The sequence below is a fragment of the Blastococcus sp. TML/M2B genome (assembly GCF_016612865.1).
Taxonomy (GTDB): domain Bacteria; phylum Actinomycetota; class Actinomycetes; order Mycobacteriales; family Geodermatophilaceae; genus Blastococcus.
In genome coordinates this window covers 922,854-947,036 of the sequence record NZ_JAENZZ010000002.1, presented here as the reverse complement: position 1 = coordinate 947,036, position 24,183 = coordinate 922,854, and the positions used below count along the sequence as shown (strand labels likewise).

Annotated in this window: 24 protein-coding genes and 2 pseudogenes; 17 read left to right on the top strand and 9 right to left on the bottom strand. The window is 75.3% G+C overall.

Annotated features, from left to right (window positions below; translation table 11 throughout):
• The first annotated feature begins 79 nt into the window (after positions 1-79).
• From JKP75_RS21440 to JKP75_RS24655, 3 genes and pseudogenes are all read left to right on the top strand, one after another.
• On the top strand, positions 80-649 hold the full coding sequence (locus JKP75_RS21440; RefSeq protein WP_375539252.1) for a glutamate synthase-related protein: 570 nt from the start codon (positions 80-82) through the stop codon (positions 647-649).
• Positions 625-1,831, top strand: a pseudogene (locus JKP75_RS13065) (NAD(P)/FAD-dependent oxidoreductase). The gene JKP75_RS21440 and the pseudogene JKP75_RS13065 overlap by 25 nt, the downstream one beginning before the upstream one ends.
• A 41-nt stretch (positions 1,832-1,872) precedes the next feature.
• Positions 1,873-2,040, top strand: a complete 168-nt coding sequence (locus JKP75_RS24655; RefSeq protein ID WP_200490824.1) for a hypothetical protein — start codon at positions 1,873-1,875, stop codon at positions 2,038-2,040.
• A 4-nt stretch (positions 2,041-2,044) separates the two neighbouring features.
• On the opposite strand, the gene JKP75_RS13055 is transcribed toward JKP75_RS24655, so the two are convergent.
• On the bottom strand, positions 2,045-2,215 hold the full coding sequence (locus JKP75_RS13055) for a hypothetical protein (RefSeq protein WP_200490825.1): 171 nt from the start codon (positions 2,213-2,215) through the stop codon (positions 2,045-2,047).
• A gap of 322 nt (positions 2,216-2,537) precedes the next feature.
• Here JKP75_RS13055 and JKP75_RS13050 point away from each other — a divergent pair, with 322 nt between their 5' ends.
• The 4 genes from JKP75_RS13050 (at position 2,538) to JKP75_RS13035 (ending at position 5,380) form a co-directional block, all read left to right on the top strand.
• On the top strand, positions 2,538-3,596 hold the full coding sequence (locus JKP75_RS13050) for an alpha/beta fold hydrolase (protein ID WP_200493147.1): 1,059 nt from the start codon (positions 2,538-2,540) through the stop codon (positions 3,594-3,596).
• 92 nt (positions 3,597-3,688) lie between these two features.
• Entirely contained in the window at positions 3,689-4,558 is an 870-nt protein-coding gene (locus tag JKP75_RS13045; RefSeq protein ID WP_200493146.1) for a lysophospholipid acyltransferase family protein, read from the top strand.
• Between the two features lie 58 nt (positions 4,559-4,616).
• Positions 4,617-4,826, top strand: coding sequence for a DUF4177 domain-containing protein (locus JKP75_RS13040; protein ID WP_200490827.1), 210 nt, complete (start codon positions 4,617-4,619; stop codon positions 4,824-4,826).
• Positions 4,823-5,380 (top strand): DUF4334 domain-containing protein, encoded by a 558-nt coding sequence (locus JKP75_RS13035; protein ID WP_375539251.1) that lies wholly within the window; start codon positions 4,823-4,825, stop codon positions 5,378-5,380. Before JKP75_RS13040 ends, JKP75_RS13035 begins: the two co-directional genes overlap by 4 nt.
• On the opposite strand, the gene JKP75_RS13030 is transcribed toward JKP75_RS13035, so the two are convergent.
• Genes JKP75_RS13030 through JKP75_RS13020 form a run of 3 tightly spaced genes read right to left on the bottom strand, consistent with a single transcriptional unit; the run spans position 5,364 to position 7,257 of the window.
• A complete protein-coding gene (locus JKP75_RS13030; RefSeq protein ID WP_200490829.1) occupies positions 5,364-5,771 on the bottom strand; it encodes an arsenate reductase ArsC in 408 nt (135 codons plus the stop codon). The two genes, JKP75_RS13035 and JKP75_RS13030, sit on opposite strands and share 17 nt — an antisense overlap.
• Complete coding sequence (gene arsB, locus JKP75_RS13025; protein ID WP_242471264.1) at positions 5,768-6,892, bottom strand: ACR3 family arsenite efflux transporter; 1,125 nt, start codon at positions 6,890-6,892, stop codon at positions 5,768-5,770. The genes JKP75_RS13030 and arsB overlap by 4 nt, the downstream gene beginning before the upstream one ends.
• Positions 6,889-7,257 (bottom strand): metalloregulator ArsR/SmtB family transcription factor, encoded by a 369-nt coding sequence (locus JKP75_RS13020; RefSeq protein ID WP_200490830.1) that lies wholly within the window; start codon positions 7,255-7,257, stop codon positions 6,889-6,891. The genes arsB and JKP75_RS13020 overlap by 4 nt, the downstream gene beginning before the upstream one ends.
• A gap of 103 nt (positions 7,258-7,360) precedes the next feature.
• On the opposite strand from JKP75_RS13020, the gene JKP75_RS22925 reads away from it, so the two are divergent.
• On the top strand, positions 7,361-7,780 hold the full coding sequence (locus JKP75_RS22925) for an ArsI/CadI family heavy metal resistance metalloenzyme (protein WP_200490831.1): 420 nt from the start codon (positions 7,361-7,363) through the stop codon (positions 7,778-7,780).
• A 25-nt stretch (positions 7,781-7,805) separates the two neighbouring features.
• On the top strand, positions 7,806-8,771 hold the full coding sequence (locus JKP75_RS13010) for a hypothetical protein (RefSeq protein WP_200493145.1): 966 nt from the start codon (positions 7,806-7,808) through the stop codon (positions 8,769-8,771).
• Between the two features lie 15 nt (positions 8,772-8,786).
• Here the strand turns inward: JKP75_RS13010 and JKP75_RS13005 are convergent, their stop codons facing one another.
• Together JKP75_RS13005 and JKP75_RS13000 are read right to left on the bottom strand one after the other, a co-directional pair.
• Positions 8,787-9,494, bottom strand: coding sequence for a trypsin-like peptidase domain-containing protein (locus tag JKP75_RS13005; RefSeq protein WP_309229811.1), 708 nt, complete (start codon positions 9,492-9,494; stop codon positions 8,787-8,789).
• A gap of 332 nt (positions 9,495-9,826) precedes the next feature.
• Positions 9,827-10,342 (bottom strand): DinB family protein, encoded by a 516-nt coding sequence (locus JKP75_RS13000; protein WP_200490834.1) that lies wholly within the window; start codon positions 10,340-10,342, stop codon positions 9,827-9,829.
• 91 nt (positions 10,343-10,433) lie between these two features.
• On the opposite strand from JKP75_RS13000, the gene JKP75_RS12995 reads away from it, so the two are divergent.
• Complete coding sequence (locus JKP75_RS12995) at positions 10,434-11,393, top strand: YafY family protein (protein WP_200490835.1); 960 nt, start codon at positions 10,434-10,436, stop codon at positions 11,391-11,393.
• Between the two features lie 183 nt (positions 11,394-11,576).
• On the opposite strand, the pseudogene JKP75_RS24650 reads toward JKP75_RS12995, so the two are convergent.
• Positions 11,577-12,032, bottom strand: a pseudogene (locus JKP75_RS24650) (GGDEF domain-containing protein); the annotation flags it as partial.
• A gap of 459 nt (positions 12,033-12,491) precedes the next feature.
• Here JKP75_RS24650 and JKP75_RS12985 point away from each other — a divergent pair.
• Positions 12,492-13,829 carry an acyltransferase gene (locus JKP75_RS12985; RefSeq protein ID WP_200490837.1) on the top strand — a complete coding sequence of 446 codons (1,338 nt, stop codon included), beginning with the start codon at positions 12,492-12,494 and terminating at the stop codon, positions 13,827-13,829.
• Here JKP75_RS12985 and JKP75_RS12980 read toward each other — a convergent pair.
• Positions 13,718-15,145 carry an NAD(P)/FAD-dependent oxidoreductase gene (locus JKP75_RS12980; RefSeq protein ID WP_200490838.1) on the bottom strand — a complete coding sequence of 476 codons (1,428 nt, stop codon included), beginning with the start codon at positions 15,143-15,145 and terminating at the stop codon, positions 13,718-13,720. The two genes, JKP75_RS12985 and JKP75_RS12980, sit on opposite strands and share 112 nt — an antisense overlap.
• 114 nt (positions 15,146-15,259) lie before the next feature.
• Between JKP75_RS12980 and JKP75_RS12975 the strand changes: the two genes are divergently transcribed.
• Positions 15,260-15,913 (top strand): alpha/beta fold hydrolase, encoded by a 654-nt coding sequence (locus JKP75_RS12975; RefSeq protein WP_200490839.1) that lies wholly within the window; start codon positions 15,260-15,262, stop codon positions 15,911-15,913.
• Between the two features lie 4 nt (positions 15,914-15,917).
• On the opposite strand, the gene JKP75_RS12970 is transcribed toward JKP75_RS12975, so the two are convergent.
• Positions 15,918-17,348: a xylulokinase gene (locus tag JKP75_RS12970; protein ID WP_200490840.1), complete on the bottom strand. Its 1,431-nt coding sequence runs from the start codon at positions 17,346-17,348 to the stop codon at positions 15,918-15,920.
• Positions 17,349-17,450: 102 nt separating this feature from the next.
• Here JKP75_RS12970 and JKP75_RS12965 point away from each other — a divergent pair, with 102 nt between their 5' ends.
• The 5 genes from JKP75_RS12965 (at position 17,451) to JKP75_RS12945 (ending at position 24,099) form a co-directional block, all read left to right on the top strand.
• A complete protein-coding gene (locus JKP75_RS12965; RefSeq protein WP_200490841.1) occupies positions 17,451-18,740 on the top strand; it encodes an ROK family transcriptional regulator in 1,290 nt (429 codons plus the stop codon).
• Positions 18,737-19,897, top strand: a complete 1,161-nt coding sequence (xylA, locus tag JKP75_RS12960) for a xylose isomerase (protein WP_200490842.1) — start codon at positions 18,737-18,739, stop codon at positions 19,895-19,897. Before JKP75_RS12965 ends, xylA begins: the two co-directional genes overlap by 4 nt.
• Positions 19,898-20,057: 160 nt before the next feature.
• The gene (locus tag JKP75_RS12955) at positions 20,058-21,101 is read left to right on the top strand and encodes an ROK family protein (RefSeq protein WP_309229810.1); all 1,044 of its coding nucleotides are present in this window, start codon (positions 20,058-20,060) and stop codon (positions 21,099-21,101) included.
• Between the two features lie 248 nt (positions 21,102-21,349).
• The gene (locus JKP75_RS12950; RefSeq protein ID WP_309229809.1) at positions 21,350-22,930 is read left to right on the top strand and encodes a sugar ABC transporter ATP-binding protein; all 1,581 of its coding nucleotides are present in this window, start codon (positions 21,350-21,352) and stop codon (positions 22,928-22,930) included.
• On the top strand, positions 22,927-24,099 hold the full coding sequence (locus tag JKP75_RS12945) for an ABC transporter permease (protein WP_200490843.1): 1,173 nt from the start codon (positions 22,927-22,929) through the stop codon (positions 24,097-24,099). Before JKP75_RS12950 ends, JKP75_RS12945 begins: the two co-directional genes overlap by 4 nt.
• The last annotated feature ends 84 nt before the right edge of the window (positions 24,100-24,183 follow it).

Below are 24,183 nucleotides of genomic sequence, written 5' to 3'. Positions count from 1 at the left end.
CCGGTCTACGTCAAGATCCGGTGCCAGCCGCACCTACTACGACGTCAAGCTCGCGGCCAAGGCCGGCGCCGACGTCATCGTGCTCGACGGCATGCAGGGCGGCACCGCGGCGACCCAGGACGTGTTCATCGAGCACGTCGGCATCCCGACGCTGGCCGCGCTGCCGCAGGCGGTGCAGGCGCTGCAGGAGGAGGGGCTGCACCGGAAGGTGCAGCTGATCGTCTCCGGCGGCATCCGCAACGGCGCCGACCTCGCCAAGTGCATGGCGCTCGGTGCCGACGCCGTGGCCATCGGCACCGCCGCGCTGATCGCGCTCGGCGACAACTCGCCGCACCTGGACGAGGAGTACCGCGCGCTCGGCTCCGCGGCCGGGTTCTACGACGAGTGGCAGGCCGGCCGCGACCCGGCGGGCATCACCACGCAGGACGAGGAGCTGGCCGCCCGGCTCGACCCGGTCCTCGCCGGCCGGCGGCTGGCCAACTTCATCCGCGTCATGACGATGGAGGCCCAGGTCATCGCCCGCGCCTGCGGCAAGGCGCACCTGCACTCGCTGGAGCCGGAGGACCTCGTCGCGCTCACCATCGAGGCCGCCGCCATGGCACGGGTGCCGCTGGCCGGGACCTCGTGGATCCCGGGGCGGGGGCTGTGACCAGCGCGGACGTCGTGATCGTCGGTGGCGGCCTCGAGGGCGTCGCCACCGCCTGGGCGCTGGCGCACAGGGGCGTGACCGACGTCGTCGTCTGCGAGCGGGACACCGTCGGCTCCGGCGGCACCGGCAAGTCCAGCGGCGTGGTGCGCTGCCACTACGGGGTCTCGTCGCTGGCCGCGATGGCCCACGCCGGGCTGGACCTCTTCGAGCACGCCGAGGACGTGCTGGGGGAGGACGTCGGCTTCACGCAGACCGGCTACGTCGTCGGCGTCGGCCCGGAGAACGTGGGCTCCCTGCGCGCCAGCCTGGCCAACCAGCGCGCACTGGGCGTGGACACGCAGGAGATCGACCGCGACGAGGTCGCCCGGCTCTGGCCCGCGGCCGACCTCGACGACTTCGCCGCCTTCGGCTGGGAGCCGCGCGGCGGGTACGGCGACGCCCACCGCACCGCGCAGGCGTTCGCCGCGGCCGCCCGCCGGGCCGGCGTCCGCATCCGGCAGGGGACGGCGGTGACCGAGGTGCTGGTCGAGCAGGGGCGGGCCACCGGCGTCCGGCTCGCCGACGGCTCGACCGTCACCGCGGGCACCGTCGTCGTCGCGGCCGGCCCGTGGTCGGTCGCCCTGCTCGCGCCGCTGGGCATCGACCTGCCCGTCCGCGTGCACCGCGAGGCGATCGTGCTGCTCGACCCCGGTGCCGACCTGGGCCCGGTGCCGGTGTTCTCCGACCTGGTGTCGCTGCAGTACATCCGCGCCGAGAGCGGCGGGCAGCTGCTGTTCGGCAACAGCGACCTGTCGGTGCCCGAACCGGCCGACCCCGACGCCTACCTCAACCGGGCCACCGACGACTTCCTGGAGATGGCCGTCGGCAAGAGTCGCGCACCGCTTCCCCGGGCTGGAGGACGCCTCGGTCAGCGGCACCTACGCCGGCTGCTACGACGTGACGCCGGACTTCAACCCGGTCATCTCGGAGACCCCCGTCGAGGGCCTCGTGGTCGCGGCCGGCTTCAGCGGCCACGGCTTCAAGATCTCGCCGTCGGTCGGCCGGCTGGTGGCCGACCTCGTCGTCGACGGGAAGAGCTCGCACCCCGACGTCCCGGAGTCGGACTTCCGGCTCTCCCGCTTCGCCGAAGGGCACCTGCTCACCAGCCCGTTCCCGTACGTCGGGGCGGGGGAGATGCGCTGAGGGGCTGGACCGTCGCCCCGTGGAGCGGGAGGCTGCCGGGCATGGTCGATCCCCGGTACGCCATCCCGCTCGAGGAGTTCGTCGCCGGCGCCGAGGTGGCCCGCGCGGAGCAGGTGGAGATGCAGGCGGTGCCCGTCGTCCCGGCGCCGGTCGCCGGGGAGCCGCTGCCCTACGGCGACGGGATGTCCGGCGACGTCGACGGCGACTGACCGGTCACCAGCGGCGGGGGAGCTCCTTGCGGCCGCGCTTGGTCCAGCCCAGGGCGACGGTGGCGCCGGCGAGCAGCAGACCGAGGACGGTCAGCCAGAACAGCCCCTTGATGACCGCGCCGAGGATGCTGAGCGCCAGCCAGATCACGACCAGCCAGCCGAGCAGACGCAGCACGGGGAACTCCTGAGGTCGTCGGGCGGGTGCGCGATCCACCCTAGGCCCGGTGGCGCACGGCACGGGAGAAGCCGGGGCCGCGCGGGTAGGGGGCCGGGCATGCGGAGGGACGAGGTCCAGGGCATCTCCGAGCTGTCGCGGCTCGCGGTACGGGGGACCACCCACCGCGTCCGGGAGGTGCACTCGGGCATCGCCGGCCGGGTGTTCGACGTGGTCGGCCCGGTCGGGCGGCCGGTCCGGCTCTGGCACGACGCCGTCGCGGGGCTGGGCTACGCCGGCGTGGGGGTCGCGCTCGGGCTGGGGCGCGCGGGCCGTCGGGCGGGTGGCCGCCGGGCGGGCCAGCGGCCGGGGCCTGGACGAGGAGCGCCGCGGCCGGGTGGCCCTCGGAGTGCTCAACGGGGCGCACGGCGACCTGGTGCACGCGGCCGCACCCGGGCTGGACGTCGGCATGACGGTCCGGGTCGGCGGCCGGGTGGTGCCGCCGGAGGCCGAGGCGCTGCGGACGGCGTTCCCGGAGGCCACCGGCCGCATCGCGGTGTTCCTGCACGGGCTCACCGAGACCGAGGACTCCTGGGCCTACGGCGCCGAGAAGCACTTCGGCCGCGCCGGCGTCACCTACGGATCGCTGCTGCAGGCCGACCTCGGGCTCACCCCCGTGTACGTCCGCTACAACACCGGCCGGCACATCTCCGACAACGGCCGCGCGCTCGCCGCCCTGCTGGCCGCGCTGGTCGAGGCCTGGCCGCAGCAGGTGCAGGACCTCGTCGTCCTCGGCCACTCGCTGGGTGGGCTCGTCGCGCGCAGCGCCCTGCACCAGGCCCGCGACGGGGACGCGGGGGCGCAGCCCTGGACCGCCCTGGTGCGCGACACCGTCACCCTGGGCTCGCCGCACCTGGGCGCACCGCTGGAGCGCGGGGTGCACCGGCTGGCCGCGCAGCTGGCCCGGCTGCCCGAGACCCGCCCGCTGGCCCGGGTGCTGGCGCTCCGCAGCGCGGGCATCAAGGACCTCGGCCGGGGAACCGTTGTCGAGGACGACTGGACCGGTACCGATCCCGACGCCCCGGCCCCGAGCAGCCGCACGCTCGTCCCGCTGCAGGACGGCGCCCGGCACTTCGTCGTCCTCGCGACCCTCAGCCCGAACACGTCGGGCCGGCTGGCCGACCTGTTCGGCGACCTGATGGTGTCCCCCCGCAGCGCCCTGGGCGACACCGGGGACGACGAGCGGCTGGCCTTCCCCGCCGACCACGTCCAGCGGCTCGGTGGGCTGCACCACGTCGACCTCCTGGACCACCCGCGGGTGTACGCGGCGATCCGGCGCTGGCTCACCGACCGGCCGGAGGGGCCGCGTCCCCCGGCGCCCGGGACGCCGGCGGAGGGCTGACCGGGGAGCCCGTGCCCGCGGCGTCACCTTCCGGGTCCGCCGCCGTTGTCCTGCACAGCACAGCCGTCGTCCTCCACGACCGAGGGAGCAGCGTGGCCGGGAAGCAGCAGAACCTCCTCCAGCGCCTCATCGCCTGGCGGGTGAGCGCCGCCATGGAACCGCAGCCGCCGAACGAGACGCTGCTCAAGCTGCAGCAGCCGCTGTGGGACCTGCTGGACAGGTGGTACTTCCGGCTGGAGATCGACGGCTGGGAGAACGTGCCCGACCGGACCAGCCTCGTGGTCGGTGTCCACTCCGGCGGCGCCCTGACGATGGACGCCTGGACGCTGGTCAACGCCTGGCACACCCACTTCGAGGGCCGCCGCACCCTGCACGGCACCGCGCACGACGTGCTCATGGCCGCGCCGGGCCTGGGCGACTACTTCCGCGCCGTCGGCGTCATCGCCGCGAACCGGCGGAGCGTCGGCGCCGCGCTGGAGCAGGGCGACGACGTCGTCGTCTGGCCCGGCGGCGAGGTCGACGCCATGCGCAGCTGGCGCAAGCGCGACGTCGCCACGCTGGGCGGGCGGACCGGCTTCGTGAAGCAGGCGATCCGCTCCGGCGTCCCGATCGTCCCGGTGGCGACCGTGGGCGGCCACGACACGGTCTTCGTCCTCTCCGAGGGCACGTGGCTGGCCGACGCGCTCGACCGGTTCACCGGCCTGAAGACGACGTTGCGCGGGGCCAACCTGCCGATCATCGCGGGCTTCCCGTTCCCGCTGGCCGTGGAGATCCTGCCGGCGCACGTGCCGCTGCCGGCCAAGATCCGCACCGCGCTGCTGGAGCCGATCGAGGTGGACGACGACCCGGAGCGGGCCGACGACCTGGCCTACGTGCAGAAGATCTACGACCAGGTGGAGGCGGCGATCCAGGCAGGCATGGACCGGCTCGCCGCCAAGCGGTCGCTGCCGGTGCTGGGTTGACGCCTCTCGACGGGCGGGCCGCGGCCGGGCAGGCTGGCGACGACCCGAGGAGGACAGCATGGCGGCACGGTTCGAGTACAAGGTCGAGGAGATCCGCGAGGGGATGATCGGCGGCAAGATGTCCGGCGGGAAGCTGGAGAAGGTGCTCAACGAGCACGCCCGCCAGGGGTGGCAGCTCAAGGCCATCACCTCGGTCGAGGTCAAGGGCCGGATCGGCCCGGGCGGCGTCGAGGGCGTGCTGGTCACCTTCGAGCGGCCGGTCGCCTGAGCGCGGCACCGCGGGCCGGGAGCCCGGAGGCGCGGCTGGCCGGGCTCGCGGCCGGCGCCGCTCCCGAGGAGGCGCTGGCGCTGTTCGACGCCCTCGGCCCGGTCGAGCCGGCCGCGATGATCGGCCGGTGGCGGGGGAGCGGGCTGCCGACCGGGTCACCGCTGGACGGCCTGCTCGAGGCCTACGGCTGGTACGGCAAGGAGTTCCTCGACGCCGAGACCGTCCACCCGCTGCTGTTCACCACCCGCTCCGGCCCGCGGCCGGTCGACCCGGCGTTCGTGCCGATGGCGGTGCTGCGCGACCGGCCCGCGCTGGCGCACTCCCGGGCGGCCCGCGCGGCGTTCCGGCTGGCCCGCCCCCTGGTGACGACGACGCGGCCGCGGGCCCGGCTGCGCACCGTCGAGCACCGCGGCGTGCACACCGCGGCGATGGTCTACGACGCGCTGCCGATCATCGACGTCTTCCGCCGGGTGTCCGACGACGTCCGCCTCGGCGTCATGGACCTGCGCGGCCTGGACGGCCCGTTCTTCTTCGTGCTCACCCGCGAGGGCTGACCCCGAGCTCGGCGAGCAGCCCGCGGATGCGCTGCTCGATCTCGTCGCGGATCGGGCGCACCGCCGCGACGCCCTGCCCGGCCGGGTCGTCGAGCGGCCAGTCGAGGTAGCGCTTCCCGGGGAAGACCGGGCACGCGTCGCCGCAGCCCATCGTGATGACGACGTCGGAGGCCTCGACCGCGTCGGTCGTGAGGACCTTCGGCTGCTGGTCGGCGATGTCGATGCCCACCTCGGCCATGGCCTCGACCGCCGCCGGGTTGATCCGGTCGCCGGGCAGCGAGCCGGCCGACCGGACCTCGACGGCGTCGCCGGCGAGGTGCCGCAGCCAGCCGGCGGCCATCTGCGAGCGGCCGGCGTTGTGCACGCAGACGAACAGGACGGACGCGGTCACCGGGTGCTCCTGACGAGGTCGGGGACGGTCGGGTCGCCGGGGAACCAGCGGCGCGCGGCCCAGAGGGAGACGTAGACGAGGCCGACCAGCACCGGTACCTCGATCAGCGGGCCGACGACGCCGGCGAGCGCCTGGCCGCTGGTCACGCCGAACGTGCCGATGGCGACGGCGATGGCCAGCTCGAAGTTGTTGCCGGCGGCGGTGAAGGCGAGCGTCGCGGTCTTCGCGTACCCGAGCCCCAGCCGCATGCCGAGGAGGAACGAGCTGCCGAACATCAGCGCGAAGTAGGCCAGCAGCGGCAGCGCGATGCGGGCGACGTCCCAGGGGTTCGAGGTGATCGCGTCGCCCTGCAGCGCGAAGAGCATGACGATGGTGAACAGCAGGCCGTACAGGGCGACCGGGCCGATCCGCGGCAGGAAGCGCTCCTCGTACCAGGAGCGGCCGCGGCGGCGTTCGCCGATGGTGCGGGTCAGGAAGCCGGCGAGCAACGGGATGCCGAGGAAGACCAGCACGCTGAGCACGATGGCCCAGACGCTGAACTCCGCCGACGTCGTCGACAGGCCGAGCCAGCCCGGCAGCACCTGCAGGTAGAACCAGCCGAGCGCGGCGAAGGCGGCGATCTGGAAGACCGAGTTGATCGCCACCAGCACCGCGGCGGCCTCGCGGTCGCCGCAGGAGAGGTCGTTCCAGATCAGCACCATGGCGATGCAGCGGGCCAGGCCCACGATCACCAGGCCGGTGCGGTACTCGGGCAGGTCGGGCAGCAGCAGCCAGGCCAGGGCGAACATCAGCGCGGGCCCGACCAGCCAGTTGAGCACCAGGCTGGCGACGAGCAGCCGCCGGTCGCCGGTCACCCGGTCCAGCTCGGAGTACCGGACCTTGGCCAGCACCGGGTACATCATCAGCAGCAGCCCGGCCGCGATCGGCAGGCTGACGCCCCCGACCTCGACGGCGGAGAGGGCGTCGTCCAGCCCCGGGACCCAGCGGCCCAGCGCGAGGCCCAGCGCCATCGCGGCGACGATCCAGACCGGCAGGAACCGGTCGAGCGTCGAGAGCCTCCGCAGGACCGGGGCGTCGGCGGGGACGTCGGGTCGGGCGCTCTCGCGGACGGCGTCGCTCATGCCGGCGCGAGCGCGGGGGTCGAGAACAGGCCGGCCACCGCGGACAGCGCCTCGGGGCGGACCGCGTAGTAGACCCACACGCCCCGCTTCTCGCGGACCAGCAGGCCCGCCGAGTGCAGCACCTTGAGGTGGTGGCTGATCGTCGCCTGGGTGAGGTCGAAGGCCTCGTTGAGGTCGCAGACGCAGGCCTCCCCGGTCGTGCTGGAGGCGATCAGGCTGACCAGCCGCAGCCGCACCGGATCGGCCAGCGCCTTGAGCAGCGGCGCGACCTGCTCCGCCTGCTCGGCGGACATCGCTGTGCTGGAGAGCGGCGTGCAGCACGCCAGGCCGGGGTCGCTCATCGTCGTCTCCTGCGTCGTCGACATCGGTAGCCATCGTAACGACGCGCATCGTATTGACAAGCATCTATGTCAGGTGTTCATTCGTCGCATCGACGCCCGTCGATGTCCCGATCTCAGGAGGTCCCCCGTGTCCCGGATCCAGCTCGCCCTCCGCGTCGCCGACCTGGAGGCCGCCGTCGGCTTCTACTCGCGGCTGTTCGACACCCGGCCGGCCAAGCGCCGGCCCGGCTACGCCAACTTCGCCATCGCCGAGCCGCCGCTGAAGCTGGTGCTGCTCGAGGGGACCGCCGGCGAGCCCACCCGCATGGACCACCTCGGCGTCGAGGTCGCCTCGACCGGCGAGGTCACCGCGGCGACCACCCGGCTGGCCGACGCCGGCCTGGCCACGCGGCCGGAGGAGGGCACCACCTGCTGCTACGCCGTGCAGGACAAGGTGTGGGTGACCGGCCCGGGCGGGGAGCCGTGGGAGGTCTACACCGTCACCGGCGACGACCGCCCCGACCTCGAGGGGAAGACCGCCGCGGAGCCGGCTCCCGCCTGCTGCTGAGGTCCCTCTCTGGCAGGGTCGCCGCGTGGACTTCGACGAGGTGGCCGACGAGCTGTACGAGGTGCCGCCGGAGGAGTTCGTCGCGCTCCGGAAGGAGCGGCAGGACGCCGCGAAGGCCGACGGCGACAAGGCGCTGGCCAAGGAGATCGGTGCGCTGCCCAAGCCCTCGGCCGGCGCGTGGGTCTGCAACCTGCTGGTCCGGGAGCAGCGCGCCGAGCTGGAGGACCTCGTCGAGCTCGGCGACCTGCTCCGCGAGGCGCAGGAGAACCTGGCCGGTGACCAGTTGCGCGCCCTCGACGTCCAGCGGCGGCAGCTGGTCACCGCGCTGACCCGGCAGGCGCGCGCGCTCGCCTCCGGCCGAGGGCACCCGGTGAGCACGACGGTCGCCACCCAGGTCGAGGAGACGCTGCGCGCCGCGATGGCCGACCCCGACGCCGGGCGGGCGCTGCTCACCGGCCGGCTCACCTCGCCGATGTCCTACAGCGGCCTGGGGACGACGGTCGCGAAGCCCGACCTGCGCCTGGTCCACCCCGCACCCAGGGCGGAGCGCCCCGCCGCACCCGCGGGGAAGGCCGCGACCACGGCGACCAAGGGTGCGGAGAAGGAGAAGCCGGCGGGGGAGTCCGCCGCCGACCGCCGGGCCCGCGAGCAGGAGGAGCGCCGGCGGGCCGCGGAGGAGAAGCGGCAGCGCGAGCTCGCCGCCGCGCGGGCGGCCGCCGAGGAGGCCACCGCGGCCGCCGACGACGCCGCGGCAGCACTGGACGAGCACCGCCGGCAGACCGACGAGCTCGCCGCCCGGCAGACCGAGCTGCAGGAACGGGTCGAGGAGCTCGCCGACCAGCTGGCCGAGGCCGAGCGGGCGGCGGCCGACGCGGCCGCCGCGCTCAAGCGGGAGGAGCGCCGCCGGGCCGCCGCGCAGCGGGCCGCCGACGACGCCGCCGAGACCCGCGACCGCGCCGTCGCGCACGTGGAGTCCCTCAACGGCGGCTGAGCACGCCGGAGTGGGTCAGCCGGTGAGCTCGCCGGGCACCGCGATCACGTCGACCATCGCGCCGCTGCGGAACACGGTCAACGGCAGCGGCTCGCCGATCGCCTCGGTGAACAGCAGCCGCTGCAGGCTCTGCGCGTCGGCGACCGGCCGGCGGCCGGCCTCCAGCACCAGGTCGCCGCGCCGGAGCCCGGACCGGTCGGCCGGCGCCCCGGGGACGACGTCGACGATCCGCAGCCCGCGCCGCCGGCCGGTCCGCAGGGCCAGCTCGGCGGGCAGCGGCGCGGGGGTGCTGACCAGGCCCAGGTAGGCCCGGCGCACCCGCCCGTCGGCGACGAGGGCGGCGAGGATCCGGCGGCTGGTGGCGTTGATCGGCACCGCCAGGCCCAGGCCCCACCCCGCGACGGCGGTGTTGATGCCGACCACCCGCGAGGCGGCGTCGGCCAGGGCGCCGCCGGAGTTGCCCGGGTTCAGGGCGGCGTCGGTCTGGATGACGTCCTCCACGACCCGGGCGGTGCGCCCGTCGCGGGTGGGCAGCGACCGGCCGAGCCCGCTGACCACCCCGGCGGTGACCGAACCGGCCAGCCCGAGCGGGTTGCCGACCGCCACGACCAGCTGCCCGACCCGCAGCGTGCCGGCGTCCCCGAGCTCGGCCGGTGGCGGCGTGCCGCCCCGCGCCCGCACGACCGCCAGGTCGGACAGCGGGTCGGCGCCGACGACGTCCACGTCGACCTCCGAGCCGTCGGCGCAAGACGGCGCGGCCGGCCCGCGCGCCCGCCACGACGTGGGCGTTGGTGAGCAGCAGCCCGGCGTCGTCGACGACGACGGCCGATCCAGCACCCCCGCGCCCGTCCGCGCCGCGCACCTCCAGCGCGGCGACGTGCGGCGTGAGGTCGGCGGCCACCGACGTGACGATGCGGGAGTAGGCGTCCAGCGCCGTCTCCGGCGCGCGGGCGGCGGGTTCCGGTGTCATGGCGACCTCCCGATCACGCGCGTGCGCGCACCAGTGAACGCCGCATCGGGCGGCCGGGGCGGCGATCACGCCCAGGGCGAACGGCTCACCCCATCGTCTTCTGGCCGTCGAGGGCCTCGCGCAGGATGTCGGCGTGCCCGGAGTGCTGGGCGGTCTCGGTGGCGATGTGCAGGAACGCGCGTCGCACCGACCGGCGCGCTCCCGGCGGGAACCACGGCGCCTCCGGCAGCGGGAACGACGCGTCGAGGTCGAGGGTGCGGACCAGCTCGTCGGTCCGCGCGGCGACCCGCTCGTACTCCGCGAGCACGCCCGCCAGCGTCTCGCCGGGCAGCAGCCGGTGCCCGTCGGCCCAGTCGGCGTAGCCGGCCTCGTCCTGCGGGGCCGCCATGGCGGCCGGCCCCTCGGTGGTGAACCGGGCCCAGGCCTCCTCCGTGCGGCTGACGTGCTTGATCAGCCCGCCGAGCGTCAGCTCGCTCACGGTCGTGCGCTGCCGGGCCTGCTCGTCGGTGAGGCCCTGCACGGTGAAGCGGAGGAAGTGCCGGTGGGCCTGCAGCAGCTCCAGCAGGTCCGCGCGCTCGGGGGACAGGGTGGGGGTGGTCATGACCGGTGCCTCTCGTCGGGGGTGCTGTCCTCTCCGACGCTAGGGGCGATCGGTGTCAGATCCTGGCCGCAATGGGGCAGACTCTCGGATCGTGACCGGCCCGGGGAACCGCACCCTGCGCCTGCTGTCGATCCTCCAGCAGCGCCGGCACTGGGTGGGTGCCGAGCTCGCGCACCGGCTGGGCGTCTCGCTGCGCACCCTGCGCCGGGACGTCGAGCGGCTCCGCGAGCTCGGCTACCCGGTCGAGGCCCAGCCGGGGGTCGACGGCGGGTACCGGCTCGCGCCGGGGGCGGCGCTGCCGCCGCTCGTCCTGGACGACGACGAGGCGGTGGCGCTGACCGTCGGGTTGCAGGCGGCCGCGCAGAGCGCGGTGGCCGGCATGGCGGAGGCGTCGGTCCGGGCGCTGACCACCGTCGTCCAGGTGCTGCCCGCCCGGCTCCGCCGCCGCGCCGACGCGCTCAGCGCCATGACCGTGCCCGCTCCGGGCAGCGCGTCCGGCGCCGTCGTCGACCCGCAGGTGCTCGTCGCCGTCGCCGGCGCCTGCCGGGACACCGAGCGGCTGGAGTTCTCCTACACCGCGGCCGACGGCGCCCGGAGCGAGCGGCTGACCGAGCCCTTCCGGCTCGTCGCGATGGGCCGCCGCTGGTACCTGGTCGCCTACGACCTGGGCCGGGGCGACTGGCGCAGCTTCCGCCTCGACCGGCTGAGCGCGCCGCGCGGCACGGGACAGCGCTTCGCGCCGCGGGTGCTGCCCGCCGAGGACGCGGCCGCGTTCGTCCGGCGCGGCACCGACGCCCGGTCGGCCGGGTACGTGGTCGAGGCGCTCGTCGCCGCACCCGCCGACGACGTCCGCCGCCGGGTCGGGCAGTGGACTACGATCACCGAGGAGCCCGGCGGGGGGTGCCGGCTGCGGATGGAGACCTACGACCTCAGCTGGGCGGCGCTGGCGCTCGGCGGCACCGGCGCGGAGTTCACGGTGCTCGCACCGGCCGAGCTGCGCGACCTGCTGGCCGACTGGGCCGGCCGGTTCGAGCGCGGCGTGCGCGACTAGCAGGCGCGGCCGGCCCGCTTGCGCTCGTAGAGGTCCTCGTCGGCGCGGCGCAGCACCGCGTCGAGGGTGTCGCCCGCGCGCACGGTCGACAGGCCCGCCGACCAGCCGAAGCCGTGGGCCTCCCCGCAGGCGGTCGACGAGGTCCCGTGCGCCGGCCTCGTCGGTCGCGGGCAGGCAGAGCACGAACTCGTCCCCGCCGTAGCGGCCGAGCAGGTCGGCGTGCCGCAGCCGCCCGGTCCAGCCGGCGGTCAGCTCGCGCAGCAGCGCGTCGCCGGCGCTGTGCCCGTCGCGGTCGTTGACCAGCTTGAAGTGGTCGAGGTCGAGGATGGCCACGGTGAGCGGCTCGCCGGTGCGCAGCGCGTGGGCCAGGTGCCGCGAGGTCGCGGCCTGCCACGCGCGCCGGTTCGCGACGCCGGTGAGCGGATCGGTGTCGGCGGCGTCGCGCAGCTGCCGGGCCAGGCGGCCCTGCACCTCGGTGAGCGCGAGCACGGCGACCACCAGCGCGACCCAGGCCGGGAGGAACCCCGACGGCGCGGCCGCGGCGGCGCCGGCGCTGGTCGCCGTGACCAGGACGACGGCGTGCACCCGCGCAGCGGGGAGCGGCAGCACGTGCGCGGCGTAGAGCGCCACGGCGATCATCACCGGGCCGAGCCCGACGACGCCGGCCTGCGTCACCGACCGCCAGGCCAGGACGCCGATCAGCAGGGACATCAGGAACAGCCCCGCGTCGACGGCCCACGCCGGCAGCTCGTCGCGCAGCAGCGCGAGCACCCCGCCGACGCCCACGCCGGTGCAGCCCAGGACCCAGAGCAGCTGCACCGGGGCGTCCGGGTTCACCGGCCAGGCGGCACCGGCGAGGCACAGGGCTCCGCTGACGAGGTAGAGCGCCGCCAGCAGCGGAACCGCCGGCGCCCCGTGGGGGCGATCCATGTCCCCATCCTCGTCGTTCCCGCTCCCCACCTGTAGGGCCCCGGCGCCGACGCTGCCCCGCCCGGGGGAGAGGCGTCCCCAGCGCTCCCTGAGGCGGATGTGACGGAGGGTTCCCGTCGCGCTCCCGCGTCCCCGGGTCCGGGCCCGACCATGGCTAGCGTCCGCGCCGTGACCTCGGGAGCGCCTGCCAGCACGCCGGACCGCCGTCTCGGCATGCTCGACGTCCTGCGGCTGCTGGCGGCGCTGAGCGTCGTCGCCTTCCACTTCACCGCGCGGAACAGCCCGGCGTGGGACGGCCCGGTCCCCGACGCGCTCGCGCCGGTGGGCCAGTGGGCGGCCTACGGCCGGATGGGCGTGCCGCTGTTCTTCGTCATCAGCGGCTTCGTGCTGCTCATGAGTTCCTGGGGGAGAGACGTCCCGGGCTTCGTCGCCTCCCGCGTCGCCCGGCTCTACCCGGCCTACTGGGTGGCGGCGGCGGCCAGCATCGTGCTGGTCCTCTACGTGTGGCCGGCGAACCCGGCGTTCTTCGACCACGAGATCAGCACCTCGCAGGCGCTGCTCAACCTGACCATGCTGCAGGGCGCCTTCGGCGTGCACGACGTCGACGGCCCGTACTGGACGCTCTGGTACGAGGCGCGCTTCTACCTGCTGATCGTGCTGCTCATGCTGGTGGGCATCACCCGCCGGCGGATCCTGGCGTTCTGCGCCCTCTGGCCGGTCGCCGGTGCGCTGGCCGCCGGGTCGGAGTCCCGCCTGCTGACGGCGTTCCTCATGCCGGACTACGCGCCGTTCTTCGCCGGCGGCATGCTGCTCTACCTGATCCACCGGGACGGCTCCGACACCGGAACCTGGCTGCTGGTCGGGCTCCAGGGCCTGTTCGCGCTGAACTTCGCGATGGGCTACTACCCGGTCGTGCTCGGCCTGGAGACGCCGTGGGCGCCCTCGACCGCGCTCATCGCGCTGGGCACGCTGGCCTGCTTCGGTCTGGTCGCGCTCGTGACGCTGACGCCGCTGGCCGCGCGCAGCGCCCGCTGGATGACCCTGGCGGGGGCGCTCACCTACCCGCTCTACCTGGTGCACGAGAACCTCGGCTGGTTCGTCATCCACCTGCTGCGCGGCTCGGTCGGGCCGTGGGTGGCGGTGCTGGCCGCGACGGTGGTGGCGCTGGTCGCGGCCGCCGCCCTCCACCACCTGGTCGAGCGGCCGTTCAGCGGGCGGCTGCGCGCGGCCACGCTGACCATGCTGCGGACGACGGGGCGCGCCGGTGCTGCCGACGACGCCCGCCGTCGCCCGGCCGTCCCGGTCCCGGCCCCCGCCGCGGAGCCCGCAACGGTGTCCTTCCCGGCTCTCGCGACCGGCGCGCTGCCGCGCCACCGCGGCTACGGCCGGTCGGTTCAGGCGGACTCGCGCCCGGTCATGTCCTCGTCGGCCGGGGCCTCCTTGGGGCCGCCGGTCTTCGACGCCTCCCAGCCGGGGCCGAGCTGCTCGAGCGCCAGCCGGCCGTAGACCTGCTGCTGGGTGGCCACCCGCTGCGACCGGCCGCGGCCGAGGAAGCTCACCGTCCAGTGCAGCGCGGCGGTGAGCCGGCTGCGGAAGCCGACGATGTAGAGCAGGTGCAGGGCCAGCCACATCACCCAGGCGATGAAGCCCTCGAACTTCAGCCGCCCGCCGAGGTCGACGACGGCGTGGAAGCGGGAGATCGTCGCCATCGAGCCCTTGTCCCGGTAGCGGAACGGGGCCTTGGGCTCCTTGCCGGCGATCCGGCGCTTGATCGCGTCGGCGGCGTAGCGGCCGCCCTGGATCGCGACCTGCGCGACGCCGGGCAGCTTGTCCAGCGCCATCATGTCGCCGACGACGTGCACCTCGGGGTGGCCGGGCAGCGTGAGGTCTGGCTGCACCGCGATCCGGCCGGCCCGGTCGACCTCGGCGCCGGACTGCTCGCCGAGGAGCCGGCCCAGCCCGCTGGCCTGCACGCCGGCCGCCCAGATCTTGGTGGCGGCCTCGATGCGGCGGGCCTGGCCGTCGCCGTCCTTCACGTCGATGCCGTTGGCGTCGACCGAGGTGACCATGGCGCCCAGCTGGACCTCCACGCCACCCTCGGCGAGCTGCCGTCGGGCCCGCTCGCCCAGCTTCTCGCCGAAGGAGGGGAGGACCGCGGGAGCGGCGTCGAGCAGGATCACCCGCGCGCTGGTCGGGTCGATGCGGCGGAAGTCGCGGCGCAGCGTGCGGCGCGCGAGCTCGGCGATCTGCCCGGCCATCTCCACCCCGGTGGGGCCGGCGCCGACGACGACGAAGGTGAGCAGCCGGTCGATCTCGGCCGGGTCGGTGGCGAGCTCGGCGAGCTCGAAGGCGCCGAAGATGCGGCCGCGCAGCTCGAGGGCGTCGTCGATGCTCTTCATGCCGGGTGCGAACTCGGCGAAGTGGTCGTTGCCGAAGTAGGACTGCCCGGCGCCGGCCGCGACGATCAGCTCGTCGTAGGGGTGCACGGTGCGGCGGCCCAGCACGACCGAGGTGACGGTGCGGGCGGCCAGGTCGATGTCGACGACCTCGCCGAGCACCGTCGTCGCGTTCTTCTGGTGCCGGAGCACCTCGCGGGTCGCGGGGGCGATCTCGCCCTCGGAGAGGATGCCGGTCGCCACCTGGTAGAGCAGCGGCTGGAACAGGTGGTGGGCGGTCTTCCCGATCAGCGTGACGTCGACCGGGGCCTTCGCCAGGGCCCGGGCGGCGAACAGGCCGCCGAAGCCGGAGCCGATGATGACGACCCGCGGCCGCCCGCTGTCGGTCTCGCGTCCGGCGGGGACACGCGTCGCTGCTGTCGTCATGCTCACGATTCTCCCACTCCGACGGGCTCCGCCCCCGGGCGACCCCGGGCGATCCGAACCACATCTCGACCTGCCCGGCTGGCCGTCCACGGGCCCGGGGGGTAGACCGCCGGGGTGACCTCTGCGCCGACCCGGATCGTCGTCGTCCCCGGTCTGGGGCTCGACGAGCGCTCGTGGGCGGGCGTGCGGAGCCGGTTGCCGGCCTCGCTGCCGGCGGACGTCGTCCCCCTGCCCGGGATGGGCCGCCGGAAACCCGTGCCGGGGCTCGAACTGCTCGCCGCCGGGCTGCGGGAACGGCTGGGGCCGGGGCCGGTGGTGCTCGCCGGCCACTCGCAGGGCTGCCAGGTCGTGGCCGCCGTCGCCGAGCGCGATCCCCGGGTCGCCGCCGTCGTCCTGCTGGGGCCGACGACCGACCCGCGGCTGCGCAGGCTGCGCGGGCTCGTGCCGGCCTGGCTGCGGACGGCGGTGCGCGAGCCCCTGCCGGAGGTGCCGCGGATCCTCGCCCAGTGGTCGCGCACCGGACCCAGGGCGATGCGCGCGCTGTGGCGGCGGGCCTCGCCGGACCGGATCGAGGCGCGGCTGGCCCGCATCGCCGTGCCCGTCGTCGTGGTGCGCGGCAGCCGCGACGCGCTCTGCCCGGGGGACTGGGCTGCGCGGCTGGCGGCCACCGCAACGCACGGCCGGCTGGTCGAGCTGCCCGGCGCCGCGCACATGACGCCGCAGTCCCACCCCGCCGAGGTGGCCGCCGTCCTGGCCGGCCTCGGCTGACCGCCTACTGGCCGTCGGTCCGGCCGCGCACCTCCGCGTACCGCTCCCGCACGGCCGGGGCCGGCGGCGCCTCGAACGCCTGCAGGCCCGGCTGCGCCCACTCCGGCGGCCCGGCCGCGCCGGACAGCACCCACGCCGCCTGGCGGGCCGCGCCGTCGGCGACGTACTCGCCCGGCGGCGGCACCAGCACCGGCCGGCCGAGGATGCCCGGCGCCAGCTGCTGGACGGCGGGGGAGCGGGCCGCCCCTCCCACGAGCAGCACCCGCTCGACGGCCACGCCCTGCGCGACGACCGCCTCGATGCCGTCGGCCAGCCCGCACAGCAGGCCCTCGACGGCCGCCCGCGCGAAGTGGGCCGGCGTCGAGCTGCGCAGGGTGAGGCCGTGCACCGAGCCGGTGGCGTGCGGCAGGTTCGGCGTCCGCTCGCCCTCCAGGTAGGGGACGAGGACCAGCCCGTCGGCGCCGGAGGGCGCGGCCAGGGCGAGGTCGGAGAGTGTGGCGTGGTCGACGCCGAGCAGGGTCGCGGCGGCATCGAGCACCCGCGCGGCGTTGAGGGTGGCGACCAGCGGCAGGTGGTTGCCGGTCGCGTCGGCGAACCCGGCGACGGTGCCGGTCACGTCGGCGACCGCCGTAGGGGTGACGGCGGAGACCACGCCCGAGGTGCCGATGGAGACGACGACGTCGCCGGGCCGCGCGGCCAGCCCGAGCGCGGCGGCCGCGTTGTCGCCGGTGCCCGGACCCAGCAGCGCGCCGGAGCCGGCGACCGTGCCGACCTGCTCGGCGGGCCCGGCGACCCGGGGCACGGCCGGGCGGCGCCCGCGCATCGCCCGCTCCAGCAGGTCCAGGCGGTACCCGCCGGTGCGCGCCGACCAGTAGCCGGTGCCGCTGGCGTCGCCCCGGTCGGTGGTGAGCGTGCCGAGCGCCCGGTCCGCGGAGAGCCGCCAGGTCAGCCAGTCGTGCGGCAGGCAGACCGCGGCGGTGCGGTCGGCGTGCGCCGGCTCGGCGTCAGCCAGCCAGCGCAGCTTGGTCGCGGTGAAGGAGGCGACCGGCACCGAGCCGACGGCGTCGGCCCACGCCCGCCGCCCGGCCGCCTCGTCGCCGTCGCCGAGCTCGAGCACCAGGTCGTGCGCGGCCCCGGCCGAGCGGACGTCGTTCCACAGCAGCGCGTCGCGGACCACCTCGCCGTCGTCGTCCAGGCAGACCATGCCGTGCTGCTGGCCGCCGACCGCCACCGCGGCGACGTCGTCGAGCCCGCCGGCGGCAGCGGCCGCCGCGGTGAACGCCTCCTCCCAGGCGCGCGGGGCGACCTCGGTGCCGGGCGGGTGCGGCGCGCGGCCGGACCGGACCAGCTCGCCGGTCGCGGCGTCGCGGACGACGACCTTGCAGGCCTGCGTCGAGGTGTCGACGCCGGCGACGAGGACCCGCGTCGCCGTCATCGACCGAACCGCGCGCGCTGTGAACTTGACCGCTCCATGCCGTCAGCCTAATTTGTTGACCGGCCCGACGAATAGAGCGCGGGGCGTGGTGGAGGGAGATCCGTGTCCGACCTCCCCGGGCGCCCGCGCAGCGCCGTCCGGACCACGCCCAGCGACCAGGCCGCCGTCCGCCGGGGGAACCTCGGCCGGGTGCTGCGCCTGCTGCGCGACGCCGGCCCCCGCTCCCGGGCCCGGATCGCCGCGGACACCGGCCTGAACAAGGCCACCGTCTCCAGCCTGGTCGCCGAGCTGGCCGACCGCGGGCTGGTCGCCCCGGGCGACGTCGACCGCGGCGGCGCCGTGGGCCGGCCCGGGCAGACCGTGCACCTCGACGGCACCGGCGTCTGCGGCATCGGCGTCGAGCTCAACGTCGACTACCTGGCCGTGCTCGTGCTGGACCTGCGCGGCGAGGTCCGGTTCGAGCACCGGGTGCCGCTCGACGTCCCCGCGCTCGGGGCCGAGCGCACCCTCGACGAGGTCGCGCGGCTGGTGCGGGTGGCCGTCGAGGGGACCAGCGACGCCACCCCGGTCGGGATCACCGTCGCCGTCCCGGGACTGGTGCGCAGCGCCGACGGCGTCGTCACCGACGCGCCCAACCTCGGCTGGCGCGGCGTCCCGGTGCTCGCCGGGCTCAACGCCCGCCTGCGCCCGGAGTGCCCCGTCCGCGTGGAGAACGACGCCAACCTCGCGGCCATCGCCGAGTGGGCCACCGGTCCCGAGGCGGGCACCCCCGACCTCGTCTACCTGACCGGCGAGGTGGGTGTCGGGGGCGGGCTGGTCGTCGACGGGCGGCTGCTCCGCGGAACCTCCGGGTTCTCCGGCGAGGTCGGCCACACCCCGCTCGGCGACCCCGCGCTCGCCTGCGGCTGCGGCCGGCGCGGGTGCTGGGAGACCGTCGTCGGGCTGGGCGCCCTGCTGCGCGCCGCCGCCGACCCGGACGACCCGGTGCGTGACACCGGCCGCGACCTCGAGGCCCGGCTGGCCGAGCTCGCCGCCCGCGCCGACGCCGGCGACCGGCGCACGCTCGACGCCCTCGCCGCCGTCGGCACCGGCCTGGGCACCGGCGCCGCCGTGCTCATCAACCTGGTCAACCCGCGGGTCGTGCTGCTCGGCGGCTACTTCGCCGTCCTGGGCCGGTTCCTGCTGCCGACGATGACCGCCGAGCTGCGCGCGCGGGTGTTCGCCGCCGACCTCGCCGGTGCCCGCGTCGTCCTCTCCACCCTCGGCTTCACCGCCGCCGCGCGCGGCGGCGCGCACGTGGCGCTCGAGCCGGTCCTCGACGACCCGACCCTCGTCGCCACCCCCGACCTCCCGCAGCACCCCACCCCCATCCGGACGGAGACCCCGGCATGACGACCTACACCCCGACGAAGGACGACAGGTTCAGCTTCGGTCTCTGGACCGTGGGCTGGCAGGGCGTCGACGTCTTCGGCGGCGCGGTGCGCCCGCCGCTGGACCCCGTCGAGGCGGTGCACCGGCTCGCCGAGCTCGGCGCCGCGGCGGTCACCTTCCACGACGACGACCTGGTGCCGGACGACGCCACCCGCGAGGTCACCCTGCAGCGCTTCAAGGGCGCGCTGGAGGAGACCGGCCTCGGCGTCGAGATGGCCACGACCAACCTGTTCGGCGCGCCGGTGTTCAAGGACGGCGGTTTCACCGCCAACGACCGCGCCGTCCGCCGGTACGCCGTGGCCAAGGTGCTGCGCAACATCGACCTCGCCGCCGAGCTGGGCGCGAAGACCTACGTGCTGTGGGGCGGCCGTGAAGGGGCGGAGTCCGGCGGCAGCAAGGACGTCGCCGCCGCGCTGGACCGGTACAAGGAGGGGCTGGACCTGCTCTGCGCCTACGTGCGCGACAAGGGCTACGACATCCGGTTCGCCCTCGAGCCCAAGCCGAACGAGCCGCGCGGCGACATCCTGCTGCCCACGATCGGCCACGCCCTGGCCTTCATCGACGAGCTCGACGAGCCGTCCCGCGTGGGGCTGAACCCCGAGGTCGGGCACGAGGAGATGGCCGGGCTGAACTTCGCCCAGGGCATCGCGCAGGCGCTGTGGCACGGCAAGCTCTTCCACATCGACCTCAACGGCCAGCACGGTCCGCGCTTCGACCAGGACCTGCGCTTCGGTGCGGGCAACCTGCGCGGCGCCTTCTGGACCGTGGACACCATGCTCGGCTCCGGCACGGGCAAGGCCTACGACGGCTACGTGCACTTCGACTACAAGCCGCCGCGGACCGAGGACATCGAGGGCGTCTGGGAGACCGCGCGGGCCTGCATGCGCAACTTCCTGATCCTGCGGGAGAAGGCGCGCGCCTTCCGGGCCGACCCCGAGGTCGCCGAGGCGCTGGCCGCGGCGAAGGTGGCGGAGCTCGCCGTCCCCACCCTCGCGGACGGCGAATCGCTGGACGCGCTTCGGGACGAGGCGCACGACCCGGTGGCCCTGGGGGAGCGCGGTCTGGAGTTCGAGCGGCTCGACCAGCTGGCGATGGAGCACCTGCTCGGCGTCCGGTGACCGGACCGGGAGGCCTCCGGGGCGTGCCACTATGACGGCGTGGCGTCCACCTCCGCGTCGGCCGGCGCACTGCTGCGGCACGTGCGCACCGGTCGCGCGCGGAGCCGCGCCGACCTCGTGGGCGCTCACCGGGGCCTCCCGGAACACGGTGAGCGCGCGGGTGGACCAGCTCATCGCGGCCCGGCTGCTCGAGGAGGGCGGTCGCGGCTGGAGCACCGGCGGGCGGCCCCCGACGCTGCTGCAGTTCAACAGCCGCGCCGGGTGCGTGCTCGCCGTCGACCTCGGCGCGAGCAGCGTCGACGTCGCCGTCACCGACCTCTCGGCGCAGATCCTGGCCACGGTCGGCCACCCCATCGACATCGCCGACGGCCCCGAGGTCGTGCTGGCCGAGGTCGACCGGCTGGCGCAGGCGGTGCTGGCCGAAGCCGGGCTCACGCCGGCCGACGTCTGCGCCGTCGGCGTCGGCGTGCCGGGCCCGGTGGAGTTCTCCACCGGCCGGCCCTCGTACCCGCCGATCATGCCGGGCTGGCACGACTACCCGATCCCCAGCGCGTTCGGCCGCTTCGACTGCCCGGTGTTCGTCGACAACGACGTGAACGTGATGGCCCTGGGGGAGCTCGGCGCCGCCGGGTCCACGCAGAACCTGCTCGTGGTCAAGGTGGGCACCGGTATCGGCTGCGGGGTCATCGTCGACGGGCGGGTGTACCGCGGGGCGCAGGGCAGCGCGGGCGACATCGGGCACATCCACGTCGCCCGGCCCGACGGCCGCACCGTGACCTGCCGCTGCGGCCAGGAGAACTGCCTGGAGGCGATCGCCGGCGGCCAGGCGCTGGTCCGCGACGCCCGCGCCGCCGGGCTGCCGGTCGAGAGCGTGCGCGACCTCGTCGCGCTGGCCACGCACGGCGACGGGGCGGCGCTGCAGCTGGTCCGCGACGCGGGCCGCACCATCGGCACCGTGCTGGCGGCGCTGGTCAACTTCTTCAACCCGCACTGCATCGTGATGACCGGGGGCGTGGCCAGCGCCGGCGTGCCGCTGCTGGCCGGCATCCGCGAGGCGGTCTACCGGCGGTCCATGCCGCTGGCCGCCCGGGCGCTGGAGATCACCGTCAGCGAGGCGCCCGACCTCTCCGGCCGCGTCGGTGCGGCCCGCATGGCGATCGAGGAGTTCCTCGACGAGGAGTCCGTGGAGACGCTCGCCAGGTAGTCCCTGCCCGGTCGTGGCGCGTGGGGCCCGAAGGGGCCCGCCCAGGCGCGACGGACGCGCTCAGCCCAGGTGGGGCGGCTCGTTCCCGCGCTGCGATCCGGGGATCGCACTCGACGGGATCGCGATCAGCGGAGTCTCGATCGGGTAACCGTGCCCGTCCTCCTTGACCCCGTGTGACTCGCCTCATAGGTTGCTGCCTCAGCAGACTATTGATCAGCGCTGAGCAAAAGTCCCGAGGAGCTGCACGCGTGAGCGGACCGGATCGCACGACGGCGGGGGGTGCCCCCCTGCTGGAGATGCACGGCATCGTCAAGACGTTCCCCGGGGTGCGGGCGCTCGACGGCGTCGACCTCGACGTGCGCGCCGGCGAGGTGCACTGCCTGCTCGGCCAGAACGGCGCCGGCAAGTCGACCCTGATCAAGGTGCTCGCCGGAGCCCACCAGCCCGACGCCGGCCGGATCACCTGGCGCGGCGAGGAGGTCCGGCTGGCCAGCCCCCAGGCGGCCATGGGCCTGGGCATCGCGACGATCTACCAGGAGCTCGACCTCGTCTCCGGCCTCACCGTGGCCGACAACATCTTCCTCGGACGCGAGCAGTCGCGCTTCGGCATCACCCGCCCGGCCGTGGCGAACCGGGCCGCCGCCGAGCTGCTCGCCCGGCTCGGCCACCCCGAGATCCGGCCCACCGCCGAGGTGGGCTCCCTTCCGGCCGCCTCGCAGCAGATGGTGAGCATCGCCCGCGCGTTGTCGCAGGACGCCAAGCTCATCGTCATGGACGAGCCGTCCGCCGTCCTGGACAACGAGGAGGTGGAGCGGCTCTTCGCCGTCGTCCGCGACCTCACCGCCCACGACGTCGCCGTCGTCTACATCTCGCACCGGCTCGAGGAGATCCGCCAGATCGGCGACCGGATCACCGTCCTGAAGGACGGCAGCACCGTCGCCACCGGGCTCCCCGCCTGCGAGACCGAGACCCGCGAGGTCATCACGCTGATGACCGGCCGCACCATCGAGTACGTCTTCCCGGAGCGCCGGTCGGAGGTCGCCCGCGACGAGGCCCCCCTGCTCGAGGTCGAGGGACTGGGCCTGCGCGGCAGCTTCGGCGACGTCTCCTTCGTCGTCCGCCCCGGCGAGATCCTCGGGCTCGCCGGGCTGGTCGGCGCCGGGCGCTCGGAGATCCTGGAGACCGTCTTCGGCGCCCGCCGCGCGACCACCGGCACCGTGCGCGTCGGCGGGAAGAAGCTGCGCAACGGTGACGTGGGCAGCACGGTCGCCGCCGGTGTCGGGCTGGCCCCGGAGGAGCGCAAGAGCCAGGCGCTGCTGCTCGGTGACTCCGTCTACCGCAACATCAGCATCTCCAGCCTGGCCCGCTTCGCCCGCGCCGGCTTCCTGGCCCGCGGCGCCGAGCGCACCGCGGCCCAGGAGCTGACCCGCTCGCTGGACGTGCGCCCGGCCGACGTCGACCGCGAGGTCCGCACCCTGTCGGGCGGCAACCAGCAGAAGGTCGTCCTCGCCCGGTGGTTGCTCCGCAACTGCCGCGTGCTGCTGCTCGACGAGCCCACCCGCGGGGTCGACGTCGGTGCGCGCTCGGAGATCTACGCGTTGGTGCGCGACCTGGCCGACCGCGGCGTCGCCGTCGTCGTGGTCTCCAGCGAGATCCCCGAGGTCCTGGGGCTGGCCGACCGCGTGCTGGTGATCGCCGACGGCGCTGTCGTCGCCGAGGAGCGGGCCGACGCGCTCGACGAGCACCGCGTGCTCGACCTGGTCATGGAGGGGACCGCCCATCGCGGCACCCCGGTCGTAACGATGCAGCACGAAGGGGACGTGGCATGAGCAGCAGCACCACGGCGACGGCCGGAGGCGCGGCCGACGTGTCCGCGGCGCCGGCCGGTACCGGCCGGGACGCCGGCAAGGGCCCGGGCTTCATGTCCGGGCCGGTCGGCCGCAACCTCGGCCTCGTCGTCGCGCTGGTCATCCTCTGCGTCGTCGGCCTGATCACCGCGGGCGACCGGTTCGCCGACGTCGACAACGTCCTGACCATCCTGCGCGGCGCCTCGATCGTCGGCGTGGTCAGCATCGGCATGACCTTCGTGATCATCGGCGGTGGCATCGATCTGTCCGTCGGCGCGATCGCGGCGCTCTCGTCGGTCTGGGCCACCACCCTGGCCACGCAGCAGCTCGCCGAGGACGTGCACTGGATCGTCATGGTGTTCACGGCCCTCGCCGTCGGCGCCGGCGCCGGTCTGGTCAACGGCGTGGTGATCGCCTACGGCAAGCTGGCCGCCTTCATCGCCACCCTGGCCATGCTCACCGCGGCCCGGGGCCTCGCCGAGATCATCGCCAACCGGCGGACCCAGATCGTCCGGGACAGCGCCTTCCTGGACTTCTTCTCCGGCGACGTGCTCGGCGTCCCGACGCTGGTCATCATCTTCGCGCTGGTGGCGATCGCCGGCTGGATCCTGCTGAACCGCACCACCTTCGGCCGGCGCACCTTCGCCGTCGGCGGCAACGCCGAGGCAGCCCGGCTCGCCGGCATCCGGGTGCAGCGGCACACCGTGAAGCTCTACGTGCTCTCCGGCCTCACCTGCGGCATCGCGGCCGTGATGATCATGGGCCGGACGACGACCGGCAGCTCGACCCACGGCACGCTCTGGGAGCTGGAGGCCATCGCGGCGGTCGTCATCGGCGGCACCCTGCTGATCGGCGGTCGCGGCACGATCGTCGGCACCGTCCTCGGCGTGATCATCTTCTTCACGCTCGGCAACGTCTTCACGCTCAACGACCTCTCCAGCTCGGCGCAGGCCGTGGCGCGCGGCGTGATCATCGTCGTCGCCGTCCTGCTGCAGCAGCGCCTGGCCACCGGCAGCTTCACCTTCCGCCGACCGGGGGAGGGCCCGGCCGGCGGCGGCCTCGTCCACGGCAGCCCGGCCGGCGCGGTCTCCGGCGGCACCAGCGACCCGGGCGGGCCCGGCGGCGCCCGTCCCGGCACCTCTCCGACCTGACCGGGGTGCGGCGACCTCTCACCGCCGCACCCCGGCCAGCACCCCCCCCGGCGGGCTCCCGCCCGCCGGACCCGCAGCTCCCCA

Bases quoted from the DNA above. Each gene is read 5' to 3' on its own strand.
- JKP75_RS24655 (WP_200490824.1), top strand. From the start codon at position 1,873: ATGGTCGATCCCCGGTACGCCATCCCGCTCGAGGAGTTCGTCGCCGGC.
- JKP75_RS13040 (WP_200490827.1), top strand. From the start codon at position 4,617: ATGGCGGCACGGTTCGAGTACAAGGTCGAGGAGATCCGCGAGGGGATG.
- arsB (WP_242471264.1), bottom strand. From the start codon at position 6,892: ATGAGCGACGCCGTCCGCGAGAGCGCCCGACCCGACGTCCCCGCCGAC.
- JKP75_RS13020 (WP_200490830.1), bottom strand. From the start codon at position 7,257: ATGTCGACGACGCAGGAGACGACGATGAGCGACCCCGGCCTGGCGTGC.
- JKP75_RS13000 (WP_200490834.1), bottom strand. From the start codon at position 10,342: ATGACCACCCCCACCCTGTCCCCCGAGCGCGCGGACCTGCTGGAGCTG.
- JKP75_RS12980 (WP_200490838.1), bottom strand. From the start codon at position 15,145: ATGACGACAGCAGCGACGCGTGTCCCCGCCGGACGCGAGACCGACAGC.
- JKP75_RS12970 (WP_200490840.1), bottom strand. From the start codon at position 17,348: ATGACGGCGACGCGGGTCCTCGTCGCCGGCGTCGACACCTCGACGCAG.
- xylA (WP_200490842.1), top strand. From the start codon at position 18,737: ATGACGACCTACACCCCGACGAAGGACGACAGGTTCAGCTTCGGTCTC.
- JKP75_RS12945 (WP_200490843.1), top strand. From the start codon at position 22,927: ATGAGCAGCAGCACCACGGCGACGGCCGGAGGCGCGGCCGACGTGTCC.